Annotated in this window: 10 protein-coding genes; 5 read left to right on the top strand and 5 right to left on the bottom strand. The window is 38.7% G+C overall.

Features of this window, described 5'->3' with window-relative positions; all coding sequences use genetic code 11:
• Window positions 1-109 precede the first annotated feature (109 nt).
• Together DCO56_RS06555 and DCO56_RS06560 are read right to left on the bottom strand one after the other, a co-directional pair.
• Entirely contained in the window at window positions 110-973 is an 864-nt protein-coding gene (locus DCO56_RS06555; RefSeq protein ID WP_104380805.1) for an N-acetylglucosamine kinase, read from the bottom strand.
• A gap of 241 nt (window positions 974-1,214) precedes the next feature.
• Window positions 1,215-2,942, bottom strand: coding sequence for an MFS transporter (locus DCO56_RS06560; RefSeq protein WP_108632982.1), 1,728 nt, complete (start codon window positions 2,940-2,942; stop codon window positions 1,215-1,217).
• A 294-nt stretch (window positions 2,943-3,236) separates the two neighbouring features.
• Here DCO56_RS06560 and rho point away from each other — a divergent pair, with 294 nt between their 5' ends.
• Together rho and pssA are read left to right on the top strand one after the other, a co-directional pair.
• Window positions 3,237-4,736 (top strand): transcription termination factor Rho, encoded by a 1,500-nt coding sequence (rho, locus tag DCO56_RS06565; protein ID WP_108632983.1) that lies wholly within the window; start codon window positions 3,237-3,239, stop codon window positions 4,734-4,736.
• Between the two features lie 76 nt (window positions 4,737-4,812).
• Window positions 4,813-5,499 (top strand): CDP-diacylglycerol--serine O-phosphatidyltransferase, encoded by a 687-nt coding sequence (gene pssA, locus DCO56_RS06570; RefSeq protein WP_108632984.1) that lies wholly within the window; start codon window positions 4,813-4,815, stop codon window positions 5,497-5,499.
• On the opposite strand, the gene DCO56_RS06575 is transcribed toward pssA, so the two are convergent.
• Together DCO56_RS06575 and folK are read right to left on the bottom strand one after the other, a co-directional pair.
• A complete protein-coding gene (locus DCO56_RS06575) occupies window positions 5,496-5,840 on the bottom strand; it encodes an Hpt domain-containing protein (RefSeq protein WP_108632985.1) in 345 nt (114 codons plus the stop codon). The genes pssA and DCO56_RS06575 overlap by 4 nt on opposite strands.
• Window positions 5,821-6,324 (bottom strand): 2-amino-4-hydroxy-6-hydroxymethyldihydropteridine diphosphokinase, encoded by a 504-nt coding sequence (gene folK, locus DCO56_RS06580; protein WP_108632986.1) that lies wholly within the window; start codon window positions 6,322-6,324, stop codon window positions 5,821-5,823. Before folK ends, DCO56_RS06575 begins: the two co-directional genes overlap by 20 nt.
• A gap of 121 nt (window positions 6,325-6,445) precedes the next feature.
• On the opposite strand from folK, the gene sppA reads away from it, so the two are divergent.
• From sppA to DCO56_RS06595, 3 genes are all read left to right on the top strand, one after another.
• Window positions 6,446-8,212 carry a signal peptide peptidase SppA gene (gene sppA, locus DCO56_RS06585; protein WP_108632987.1) on the top strand — a complete coding sequence of 589 codons (1,767 nt, stop codon included), beginning with the start codon at window positions 6,446-6,448 and terminating at the stop codon, window positions 8,210-8,212.
• 111 nt (window positions 8,213-8,323) lie between these two features.
• Window positions 8,324-9,514 (top strand): phosphoglycerate kinase, encoded by a 1,191-nt coding sequence (locus tag DCO56_RS06590; protein WP_108633684.1) that lies wholly within the window; start codon window positions 8,324-8,326, stop codon window positions 9,512-9,514.
• Between the two features lie 280 nt (window positions 9,515-9,794).
• Entirely contained in the window at window positions 9,795-10,637 is an 843-nt protein-coding gene (locus DCO56_RS06595) for an endonuclease/exonuclease/phosphatase family protein (RefSeq protein WP_108632988.1), read from the top strand.
• Here DCO56_RS06595 and DCO56_RS06600 read toward each other — a convergent pair.
• Window positions 10,634-13,483, bottom strand: a complete 2,850-nt coding sequence (locus DCO56_RS06600) for a TolB family protein (RefSeq protein WP_108632989.1) — start codon at window positions 13,481-13,483, stop codon at window positions 10,634-10,636. The two genes, DCO56_RS06595 and DCO56_RS06600, sit on opposite strands and share 4 nt — an antisense overlap.
• Window positions 13,484-13,691 lie beyond the last annotated feature (208 nt).

A 13,691-nucleotide genomic window follows, 5' to 3' on the forward strand; every position in this document is an offset into this window, starting at 1 on the left:
AGCAGTATAAGTAAGTTTATTAGAATTTAATATTAGCTTTTTTATTCAATAAAAAAGGTGTCTGATCCAGATCAGACACCCTATAATATGTTAAAGATTATTTACCTTCTTATTTGGCAACTGCAGCTGCTCTATCAATGTGGAACTGGACAAGATCATCAATTGGAGAACGCAGGATTTTGCCTACTTTCATACCATATTGTTCTGCCTTTTCAGCCAGTACGTTTCTGAAATTGTAACCTACTGAACCAATGCAATTGAAGGTATAGCTTTGATAATTAGGGTATTTGCTGACTAAATTTCTAAAGAAAGCTTCAAATGCTTCATCGACAATATTACGTGTATACTCAATGTTCACATTGTTGTCATAGACGAATTTGCTGAAACTTGCACAGAAACGGTTAGGCATTGGTTTGGTATAAACCGCATCCATGATTTCGTCTTTTGTCATTTTGTACGTGTTCCAAAAAACTTCTTTAACATCTTTGGGCATTAAATTACGAACATAGTCTGCAAGTAATTTTTTACCAATATAACTACCCGATCCCTCATCACCTAAAATGTAAGCTCCGGAGTCAATATTTAATGTAATTTCTTTACCATCATAGAGACAAGAATTTGTTCCTGTACCCAAAATTGCAGCAAATCCGGCTTGAGATCCTAATAATGCTCTTGCAGCAGCAAGTAGATCGTGTCCTACTTCCACTTTCGCAGTAGTAAATACTTGTTTTAAAGCATCAACTACAATTTGAGCTTTTTCTTTATTATGGACACCAGCACCATAATAATTTACTTCCGCGATTTTTTCAAAAGGTAAATCCTGCGGTAATCCTTTTTTTAGGGAGTTTACAATGTATTCACTGTCAACAAAATAAGGGTTATAACCCTCGGTATTGAAGTAGATCTTTTTATTTGAATCATCTAACAAACACCAGTTTGTTTTTGTTGATCCCCCGTCAGCAATGATTATCATTATTGAGTAGTTTTAATTGTGTTTATCGTTATAAAATGAGTAATCAATTCATTAATCAATTCCCCGAAAATACATTTTTTAATTTTAAATATCATAACTTATCCATGTATTTTTAAAAAAATAAATTTTAAGAATTTGCTCATTATATAAAAAAACTGGCTTAACGGTGTTGTTAAGCCAGTTTTTGAATAGTGTAATAAAATTGTTTAAATAGTGTACTATTTACAATTAGTTGATGCGATTAGTGACCTCCTTCAGCCTCGATTTCATCAATATTGATTCCTTGTTTGGTTAAAATTCCTTTGACAAATACAGCAAAGAAAACAATATAACAGAATCCGATTAATGGTAGGATATAGGAGTTGTGTATTCCGATAAGATCGGCCAATTTTCCTTGGATAGGAGGAAGGACACCACCACCAAGAATCATCATAACCAAGAATGCTGAGCCCTGAGCGGTATATTTTCCAAGACCAACGATTGATAAACTGAAGATGGATGACCACATAATTGAACAAGCAAGACCTCCTGATAAAAATGCATAAATAGCAATTGTACCTGAAGAGAAAAGCCCGATTAACATGGCAATGATTCCAAATAAACCAAAAATAATCAATGTACGTGCAGGTTTTTCTTTACTTAGGTAGAAAGCCACGATTTGCAGAATAATACAGATCACATAGTAATAAAGGTGTGACATTTCGAAGCCTGCAAGTGTATTGACACCAACAATGATCGAAAACGCAACCAAAGGGACGATGATTAGTAAACCGTTTTTAGTCGATTTGCTCAGGTTGAATGCAGTAATTGCACCTGCCCATCGACCGATCATCATACTTCCCCAGTACATGGATACATAGGGTGTGATCTGAGAAGATTGTAGGTGACCAAATTCTTTTAAAGTCAACAACTCACCTAAGTTGCTACCAATCGCTACTTCAATACCAACATAGATAAATAATGCAAGCATTCCCAATGCTAGTTGTGGGTATTTCATTGCTCCCCATCCTTCCGGATTCTTTTTAGCACTTCTGTTTGAAAAGAGTAAGCCGCCGATGACAACGATTAAAGCACCTGCTAACCATAGCATACGTTGTGTTTCCAGCGGTTTGGCAACTTCCTTAATGTGTGCTTTTAATTGATCTATCTGAACCTGGTCGGTCAGGCTTGCTACTTGTTGGTGTAGTTGTTCGATGTGCAATGCAAGGTCACTCTTGTAACTTAAAAATACAGGTGCGAACATGCCGAATAATAACACCGTCATGATGATCAAAGTGCGTAAAGCCTTGTTGGCTTTTTCCATTGGCTCATTGCTGATTCCAGCCGGTACTTTTTTGCTAAAGTTGAACAATGCCGCAGCGAGGAGAAACAACAGACCCACACCAACGTAGAGGTAGACCACTTTATTTAAAGGTAGATTGGCAATCTCAGAATCAGAAATAGGTTCGAATGTTCCGAAAAGGGAGAACCCAATCACTAAGGGGCCTATGGTTGTTCCAAAGGAGTTGATACCACCACCAAGGTTGACACGGGAAGCTCCTGTCTTTGGATCCCCTAATAAGACGGCGAAGGGATTGGCTGCAGTTTGCTGCAAGGAAAATCCCAGTGCAACCACAAATAACCCCAACAACATGCCAATATATAGATTCACCTCGACTGCCACAATCATTGCTGCCGCACCAAGTGCTGAAAATAATAGACCATAAACGATACTTTTTTTGTAACCCCATTTTCCAACGAGATCTTTGCCGCCTATCGAACTAAAGATGAAAAGGAGCAATGCACCGATATAGTATGCCGTATAAAAGGCAAAGTCTATAAGTTGCGATTGAAATTGGTCCAGGTGAAAATAATTCTTGCAGAATGGGATAAATACGCTATTTCCCGCCGCAATAAACCCCCAAAAGAAAAACACAATAATCAATGTGTAGAGTGCGGGGTAATTGGTTTTAGTTTGTTGCTGTTCCATATAAGGGATCTAAAAACTTAAATTTTGAAAGGTACGAACTTATGAAAAAAAATATAAAATTCAATCTAAAAATGTTGTTAAATCGTTTTACTAGCTACAATAGTAAATATTTTTTTTGAAATATTTTGAAATAACAAAATTTGTTTTTTTCTTTGTCTAGGTTCTCAAGATTTAATCCACTTCGGTTTAAAAGAAATCATTAAGTTCTTCATTCACTTAAACAAGGAAACAAGCTTAAGTGTGTAATCAGAATAAAGCTCAAAAGAAAATCCAAAAATCATACACAACACATTAATGGATATTAACGAATTAAACGCTAAACTCGTATCGGAATTGCGCGAGATTGCTAAGTTGATCGGTATCGCAGATGCTGATAAATTGCGTAAGCAAGAATTAATAGAAAGAATTAGCAATACCGGTGGGGAAGAAGAAGCAGCTCCGGCTTCTACAGAAAATGTTGCTAAAGTGGAGGAAGACAATCAGGAACAGGCTGAACGTACACGTAAACGTGTGAGAACGGTGAAAACCGCAGAGCCTGTGACTGTAAGAAAACGTGAGGCTGTCGAAAGTGAAGAAAGCAGTCCTGCGGTAGATACAACTCCGACAACAGATAAAGGTTCCCAACCTGAAAAAACTCTTCAAACTCCTAAAGCTGAAAATACTTCCTCCAGTACAGATTTCGACAATGTTATCGTTAATGAGGGTGTTTTGGAAATTATGCCTGATGGCTATGGTTTCTTGCGTTCTTCGGACTATAACTACTTGACATCTCCGGATGATATTTATGTATCACAGTCTCAGATCAAATTATTTGGTCTGAAAACAGGGGATACCGTTCGTGGCTGTATTCGTCCGCCAAAAGAAGGTGAGAAATATTTTCCTTTGGTTAGAGTAGAAGCTATTAACGGACAGAATCCTGCAGAAGTACGCGACCGCGTGCCTTTTGACTATTTGACTCCATTATTTCCGGATGAGCGCTTAAATTTAGATATGGGTATGGGTAATTACTCTACACGTATCATGGATTTGTTTACACCTATCGGAAAAGGTCAACGTGGACTGATTGTTGCGCAACCAAAAACAGGTAAAACAAATTTGTTGAAGGAAGTTGCTAACGCAATCGCCAAGAATCATCCTGAAGTATACCTTATCATCTTATTGATTGATGAGCGTCCTGAGGAGGTTACGGATATGGCAAGAAGCGTACGTGCGGAGGTTGTTTCATCTACTTTTGATGAACCTGCTGATCGTCACGTAAAGATTGCTAATATCGTATTGGAAAAAGCGAAGCGTATGGTAGAGTGCGGTCACGATGTGGTTATCCTGTTGGATTCTATCACTCGTCTCGCTCGTGCTTACAATACTGTTGCTCCCGCTTCGGGTAAGATCCTGTCCGGTGGTGTGGATGCAAATGCGCTACATAAACCAAAACGTTTCTTTGGTGCGGCTAGAAATATCGAAAACGGCGGCTCATTGACAATCCTTGCGACAGCCTTGACAGATACAGGTTCCAAAATGGATGAGGTGATCTTTGAAGAATTTAAAGGAACTGGTAATATGGAGCTGCAATTGGATCGTAAATTGGCAAACAAACGTATCTTCCCTGCAATTGACATTACAGCATCTAGTACGCGTCGTGATGATCTATTGACAGACAAAGAATCATTGCAACGCATTTGGGTGCTTCGTAATCACTTGTCGGATATGAATTCTACAGAAGCAATGGAATTCTTACAGGGACAAATGCGTGGTACTAAATCAAATGAAGAATTTTTGATCAGTATGAATGGGTAATCCCATCAAATTTTGATATTTTAGCCATCATTTCTAACCGAATGATGGCTTTTTTTATAAAAAATAAATCACTTAGATGAAAAAACATATTCCAAATTTGCTGACCTGTCTGAATCTTTTTAGTGGTTGTATTGCTGTGCTGATGGCCTTGGAGGGGAATCTTAAAGCAGTGACCATCTGTGTTCTTGCCTCTGGAATATTTGATTTTTTCGATGGCATGGTTGCCAGACTACTCCATGTAAAATCACCTATTGGCAAAGAATTGGATTCGTTGGCTGATATGGTCAGTTTTGGATTTTTACCGGGTACGATCATGTTTACATTGTTGCAGAAAGCGCTTCCTGATGCTTCCTTACTGCCGTATCTAGGGTTTATTATAACCGTATTTTCGGCTTTGCGTTTGGCCAAGTTTAATTTGGACGAACGACAAACTTCCGATTTTATTGGACTTAATACCCCAATGAATACTTTTTATGTACTTTCATTGCCTTATATTGCGGATAAGTATCCTGAACTCATTATAAATCCAATATTTTTGATTTGTAGTGCACTCTTGACTAGTTACTTGTTGATTAGCGAGATTCGACTGTTTTCGATGAAATTCAGTTCAATGGACTGGGCGACGAATAAATATCGCTTTATTTTTCTATTCTTAACTTTGGTTTTATTTGCAATCGGGCAGTTTATGGCTTTACCAGTTATTCTACTTTTGTATTTTATACTGTCGGCCTTGCACTTCAATAAAAAAAACGATCTGGCTTAGATCGTTTTTTCGTATTGTTCAAGTTCAAATAACAGTTCTTTCATTTCGATATCCAAGACGTGAAAAGTCGCTCGGAGTCCCTCTAAGGATTCCTGATTTTTGGCATTCATTTCCAATTCTTCAAATTTGGCTTTTAAATGGAATGCCCCGATATAGTCCATCGTCGGTTTGATGTGGTGAGCGGCATCAGCAATTTTTTGATGGTCACCTTCAGCTAGTGCATTTCGTAAGTTGTCCAAATCTACGGGGGTTTGAATAAGATACATTGATACAAATTGTTTGATCAAATCTGAATTGTCAAACATGTTTTGCTTGATCAGGTCAATGTCGATATGGTTCATCGTTGCTAATTTTCTTTACGGGTAATTCGTCCTTGCAGTTATGCAATAAATATACGTTATTTTTTTTGTAAACGGGGTGAATGTAGTCCGGCGCTATTTCTGCTAAGGGCGCTAAGGTGAACCGTCGTTCTGAAATAAACGGATGTGGTATAATTAGATTTGGGTAGTTGACAATTTCGTCGTTGAAATAAAGTAAATCAATGTCAATCGCTCTTTGGCCCCATTTCTTTAGACGTACTCTTCCCAGATCCGATTCAATCTGCTGTGTGCGATTCAAACAATCCATTGGGGATAAACCGGATTTTATTAAGATGACCTGATTTAGGAATGCGGGTTGGTCTTCAACACCCCAGGCGGCGGTTTCATAAATGGAAGATGCCATCAAAATTTCTCCAACCTGTTTTTCAAGCGCTTGCTTTGCCCGTAAAAGTTGTCGCAGACGATCTCCCAAGTTGGTCCCTAATAATATAAAAATCTTATTCATCCTACTAAATTAAGGCTTTATAGAATAAAATACTGGGGGAATAAAAAATATTGCACTACCTTTAGTGTAAAATAAATCTTTTCATTTGCAAGATTGTAAAAATTGGGATTAATTATAAAATATGAGATCATTTTTTAAGTATGTATTGGCTACGATTACAGGGATTGTGATATCTTTTGTGATTTTGTTTATTGTTGTTATGGGTATCATCGGGGCGCTTATCAGTTCGGCGTCTTCGGAGCCGGAGGTTGTTGTCAAAAGCAATTCGGTGTTATTTTTATCCTTTGACTATGATATCAATGAACGGAACGACAATAATCCTTTTGGAAGCTTAAATCTTCCAGGTTATTCCACCAAGAGTATTGGTTTGGATGATATCCTGGGTAGAATCAGATATGCAGCAACGGACGGGAGTATTAAGGGAATTTATATCGATGCGGGAAGTATCGGGACTGGTTTTGCGAGTTTGAAAGAGGTGCGGGATGAACTGCTGGCTTTTAAGAAAACAGGGAAGTTTATCGTTGCTTACAATGCCGGCTACAATCAAAAAGCATATTATGTGGCGAGTATTGCGGATAAAGTGTATGTCAATCCACAAGGAACCATTGATTTTAGGGGGCTTGCGAGTTCGACCATGTTTTACAAAGATCTATTGGATAAAGTGGGGGTAGAGATGCAGATTGTGAAAGTAGGTACATTTAAGAGTGCGGTGGAGCCCTTTTTCTTAAATAAAATGAGTGATCCAAACCGTCTACAGGTGACATCATATCTGGGAAGTATATACGAAACTTTTATTAATGAGATTTCGACAAGCCGGAATATTCCTGCGGACACGTTACGCGGTATAGCGAACAATTACCTGGTTAGAAGTGCAGATGATGCGGTGCGCTATAAGCTCGCGGACGCTAAGATTTATAAAGATGAATTGTTGGCTGATTTAAGAAAACGACTGAAGATAGGGGAGAAGGAAGAAATATCATTTGTTTCGTTATTAGATTATAATAGGAAGCTGAAGGATGATGGTAGTGGATCTGAGGTGGCTGTTCTTTATGCGGTTGGAGAGATTGTGGATGGCGAAGGGACGCGCCCGGGTGAAATTGGTGGCGATAAATTTTCAAGGGAATTACGTAAGTTGAGAGAGGATGACGCTGTCAAGGCTGTTGTGTTGCGTGTGAATTCTCCCGGAGGCTCAGCCCTTGCCTCGGACATCATCTGGCGTGAGGTCATTTTGACTAAAAAGGTTAAACCTGTCATTGTTTCAATGGGTGATGTTGCCGCTTCAGGAGGATATTATATATCGGCTGCTGCCGATTCAATATTTGCCGAGCCAACGACCATTACAGGATCAATCGGCGTATTTGGTGTAATACCGAATTTCCAGAATTTAATGAACAATAAAATTGGCGTGCACTACGACGGTGTGAAAACCGGAAAATTTGCGGATTTGAATACGACTTTTGATCGTCCTTTGACAGCTGAAGAAAGGGATATCATCCAGCGTGAGGTTGATAAGGTATATGCTACCTTTACAAAAGTTGTAGCGGAAGGGAGAAAGATCCCCTTGCCAAATGTTGATAGCATTGGTCAAGGCCGGGTTTGGACAGGTGCTCAGGGCTTAAGTAATAAATTGGTTGATCGTTTGGGCAATCTTGATGTTGCTATTCAGGCAGCAGCTAAAAAGGCTAATCTAAACAAGTATAAAGTAACGCAATATCCTGAAAAGGAAGATCCGTTCACTTCGATATTGAACAATTCAAAGGAAAAAGTTCAGGCTTGGGTAGCGAAAGAACAAATGGGCGAATACTATCGTTATTTCGATGTGATGCGGCAGGCAACTACACAAAGCGGTATTCAGGCAAGGTTACCTTACACCGTAGAAATTCATTAATGATAATTTAATCCGATAAAAAGGCATTTATTTGATGAAAATAAATGCCTTTTTTCTATATTTAGCTGTTCGTTTGGCAAACGACAGATCCTAAAACATTAAAGTTATATGATGAAAACAGTAGACGATTTAAATTTTGCAGGTAAAAAAGCCTTGGTTCGCGTAGATTTCAACGTTCCTTTGGATGAGAATTTCAATATTACGGATGATAATCGTATTCAGGGAGCTGCTCCGACAATAAAGAAAATTTTGAATGATGGCGGAAGTGTGATATTGATGTCCCACTTAGGAAGACCAAAAGATGGTCCTACTGATAAGTATTCATTAAAACATATTGTTGCTCACCTCTCTAAGGTGTTAGGTACAGAGGTTCAATTTGCCAATGATTGTATTGGAAATGAAGCTGTAGAAAAAGCTGCGGCATTGCAAGCTGGTCAAGTTTTATTACTTGAAAACCTACGTTTTTATAAAGAAGAAGAAAAAGGTGATGTAGGATTTGCTGAAAAGCTTTCAAAGTTAGGTGATGTATATGTGAATGATGCTTTTGGAACTGCGCATAGAGCACATGCTTCAACGGCGATTATCGCACAGTTTTTCCCTTCAGCTAAATATAGCGGTTATTTGATGGCTGCTGAAGTAGGTAATGCGGAGAAGGTGTTAAATAATCCGGTTAGACCGTTTACAGCGATTATGGGTGGTGCGAAAGTTTCTGATAAAATCCAGCTCATTGAGGCATTATTGGATAAAGTGGATAACTTACTGATTGGTGGAGGTATGGCGTATACGTTTATCAAAGCAAGAGGTGGCGAAATCGGTAAGTCATTGGTGGAGATGGACAAGCTTGACCTAGCCAATGAATTGGTAAAGAAAGCGAAAGAAAAAGGAGTAAATTTGGTTATTCCTACAGATGCGCAAATCGCTGATGCATTTTCTAATGATGCAAATGTATATGATGGTCCAAATGATCAGATTCCTGCAGACCTTCAGGGCTTAGATATCGGTCAGGATTCGGCAGCGAATTTTGCGTCTATTATCAAAGATTCAAAAACAGTCCTTTGGAATGGTCCGATGGGAGTTTTTGAGTTTGATACTTTTGCAAAAGGTACGAAAGCTGTGGCCGATGCGGTTGTCGAGGCGACGAAAAATGGTGCATTTTCTTTAATAGGAGGTGGAGATTCGGCTGCTGCTGTAAGTAAATTTGGTATGACTGAAGATGTCAGTTACGTGAGTACGGGTGGTGGCGCATTGCTGGAATATATGGAAGGAAAAGTTCTTCCCGGTGTAAAAGCACTGGAAGAGTAATAGCTTAAAAAAAATAGTATGGAAAAGGGATAATATTGTGTTATCCCTTTTTTATTGCAAAATGTTTCTTATCCATGCATTGAAACTTGTTTCGGTTGAGAAGCATGCTTTAGTATTAGGCGCCAATGGTTTTGAAAAAGACAGCTTTGGTTTAGAATGAGCCATATTTTCTCGCTAATGTCAGATTTAAATCAATTATCTGTTAAATATCTGTATGGCAGTGGCGAGTATTTATTGTATTTCTTAAATTTATGATGACATGATTATATAGGTTTTATTGATGGATGCTAATCACAAAAAAGATAAAGATAGTTCGGGTTTTTTTTCGGTGTTGACTTATAATGTAGCGGGATTGCCGGGGTTTATTTCTTCTGCGATTACGGGTAGAAGCAGAAGTATTGCTGAAATAGGCAAAAAGATTAATCCTTTTGATATTGTGAACGTGCAAGAGGATTTCAATTATAACAATAGTCTCTATTTGGGCGGGAATCAACACCCTTATCGTACCAAACCTAAGGGACGCGTACCCTTTGGAGACGGTCTCAATACCTTGTCCCATTTCCCTATGTCGGATGTTGTGCGAGTTCCTTGGAAAAAGCGTACCGGAGCTGATTTTCTGACACCCAAAGGTTTTACCCTGGTCAAGGTGGAGATCGTTGCTGGGATATGGCTAGATGTCTATAATGTACATGCGAATGCCCAGAATAATAGACGGGCTTCCAGTGCGAGAAGGGATAATCTTAATCAGTTGCGTGATTATATCGGCGAGAATTCTAGTGAAAACGCGCTGATTGTTATGGGGGACTTTAATGCACATTATAGTTTCGGTGATGATAACCTGCACGATTTTATGGAGTCAACCACATTAGTAGACAGTTGGGTTGAACTCCAGAACGGAGGACTTGTACCGGAAGCAAAGCATGCGTTTAAACCGCCTCATATGCTGTCAATCGGTAATCAGAGCGAATCAATAGACAAGATTCTCTATCGTAGCAATAGCCATCTGAGTTTGGCCGCCCGTGATTATAATATAGAACACAACCTATTTACGAATGTCAGGGGCTTGCCTTTGTCAGATCACTATGCTTTAGCGGCTAATTTTAATTGGGCCGTTCATCCTTAATAGGTGTAATTTAAACTTACGGTTGGTACGATGCGCTGTGTTGTCGTATTATCATTGATGTAAGTGCCTTTCACGACAAACTCAAAGTCGGGCAGCGGATATCTAAAAGCATTGAAATCAAAGGAAAGGTATGCTCCAAAGCTCTTCGGTGCCGCTTCCTTATGTTTATGGATATTCTGATAGTCCGCAAATAAACCACCTTTTATACGTTTTATATAGGCTAGTGATCCTACCCCAAAATCAGGATAGGCAATAGGGAATCTATAGTTGATCAGTAACGTGTTTTTCACTTTCTCATATTTATAATAACTAAACCCGCTGACCAAGGGAATGTCGTTGATGTATTCATAGATACCTGTTCCCGCCTGTGCGCTTAAGCGGACCTGAAATCCATGGTTATTCATGAATCCGGGGAGATAGAATACCGTTCGTGCGGATAGAATTTCACCTTTGGCCTTGTTTTCAAAAGGAGTGTGTCTGTAGGTTACACTAAAATTCTGTCCCCATCTCGGATATTGGTCCATCGTTGCCATGCGGGCATTTCGATTGAAATAAAGTTGGTAAGTCAATGGAAATGCAGTCTCGTAATTAAAGTTTTTAAGGTCATTGCGACTTAAATTGTAGCGTTTCAAATAAGCCGTTGCAAAATTGAATCCCATTGAATAATTGTAATCAAGTCTATAAAAGGACAACGGGATGGAAATCTGTGACGAAACGTAATGTTCTCTCCAGTCGAATCTAATGCTGCTGTCCGGTTTGTTGGGAATCGTCGCAGCTGCGATCTGACCTCTGTTTTCATAACGGAGGGAGAATTTTGGAAAATATTTATTATACGTTAGCTCGGCAGAATAAATACCTTTTCGGATGTCCGTGTCGTATTCGTAACCAAGTGCAATTTGGGTGGTGTTTAAAATGTTATTTGAAAGCCAAAAAATACCCGGTTTGAAATTGTCGAAACTTTCAAAATTGCTGCTGCTTAGTGAGAGACTATGGAAGTTGAATGTTCGGCCGGGTCCTTTGTAGGGTGTGATGATGTATTTTTGGCTGGAATCCGGTGCAGTGGCGGCAATATTGAATATACTGTCCTTTTGTACAGCTGCGGAATAGTAATGGGAAAAATAATCAGTTTCCGGTTTGATTTCAAAGACGGTGTCTATGTTTGTCTGACTGATTTTATAGCCATTATACTGATAGTTATTAAAAAGTAATCGCTTGGTGTCCTTATCATAAAAGGGATTAAAAGCACCAAATGGCGCTTTCGTCAAGAGCTGTTTGGCGCCCGACTGACGATCTATCTTGTAAATGTTGTCAATACCATTAAAGTTTGCTTTGACAAGGATATTCATACCCGGAAGGTATTGAGGTCGTTCGTATTGTTGGTTGCCCCAAGGAGTCAGGTTTGTTATTTTATCATTTTTAAGATCAATCTCACAGAGTGCCGTTCCAATTTCTGAAAGGCGGATCGCAATGATTTTATCGCCTGTGGCATTAAATGCAGGATGCTGAAGCTGCTCGGACCCCGGGGTTTTTACACGCTTGATTACAGAGCCGTTTTTAAGGCTTATGAGCGTAAGATAGCTTGTGTTGGATAAATCTACTTCGATGCAGGCGATAGACTCTTCTATGGGGCTAAATACGGGTGAGTAATACCTGGATTGCTTGGTAAGTGTTTTAATTTCTCCAGTTTTCCGGTTCATTAAGTTGATGACACTGTATGTTCTCTTATTATAACGTGGATCTTTTCGGAGTTCATCCCATACGATGTATGTGCTGTTGATGTCGAAATGCGGTGTCAGCTGGATACCTGTTTTTACAAGTTGTGCTTCCGATTTCTTATCGTTGTCATAAGTATATATCGCATTTGTTTTTTCTGGATTTTGCTTGATGAAGTAAATCAAATTTCCACTTGATTTTGGTAATAGATTGTTGTTGTAATAGCGGTTATTTTGACCAGAAATTTCAACGTAATTTTGGGCGGAATAATTTGCTGTTTTTGCCTTCCATATCGTGTCCAATTTTGCGATCGTTTTGTTAAATAAATAACTGCTATTTCCACCTATTTTTTTCTTCAATACACGATTGATATTATAGGGGTAGAGCGGCCGTTTGTTGAGCTCTGAAAATAAATCTGCTTCGTAATTTGATGGCAGTTCAGACTTCAGCGTTGATGTCATCAGGTAGCCAATGGTGTAGTAACTGGGGACAATATCCTTAAAGGATCCGAGTAAGTATTTGTTGAAACTGTAGTTGTGTTTCGATTGGAAGTTGGCTTTGATCGGCATTTCAAAAGAAGGCAATCGCCCCCTTCCGCCATGAGAATAAATGGTTTCAGTTAGTGTGGCGTCACCCTCAAAAAACCAGGAAGGAACTGTAAGTCCATAATAAGCTAAGGCTAATTGTTCAAAAAAAGGAGCTCCCAATTTTCCTGTCAATTTGTCAAATTGACTAACGTGTCTAGACTCGTGGAGGATCAGATTAGGTAGCCAAGTTTGGTTGTCGGGTTCAGCTCCGGCGGTGCTATAGAGTTCGGATTTGCGAGGAGATAATTGCACAAAACCATTTGTCTCTAGGTTCGTGTTGTGTATAATGAAAGGAATTTTTCGAGGTGTTATTTTGTAATTTCTACTTGTTGTGCGCAAGGAGTTGTGGACCTGATTTGCTAGGGTAGGGGCTTTGTCTTTCATCTCTTCAGGGAAAATGAGTTTAAAATTAGGTGTCTCAATTTTGAACCATTTCTGACTTAAGGGGGCTTGGCTATCCTCAAAAAACTGTGCAAAAGCACTTTTTGAAGATATTGTTAATGTTAATAGTGTTAAAGCGCTGGTAATTATATTTTTATACTTCATTTATATGGCTATTTTTCAATTTGCTATTTTTTTTAGCTAAATATTTTGATTTTATATAAATCTTATGTTTTTATTGATTTTATAAATATGTTGATTTATATATATTTATGGTTTTATTGTGTTTATGTTTTTTGCTGTCTATTTGTTGTTTTTTATTGATTTTAGTTAACTGCTTTCGTCGTGGAAATTTGTTTTTCAACTGGAAAGA

It is taken from the genome of Sphingobacterium athyrii (assembly GCF_003071065.1).
In the GTDB taxonomy this organism is placed as follows: Bacteria; Bacteroidota; Bacteroidia; order Sphingobacteriales; family Sphingobacteriaceae; genus Sphingobacterium; species Sphingobacterium athyrii.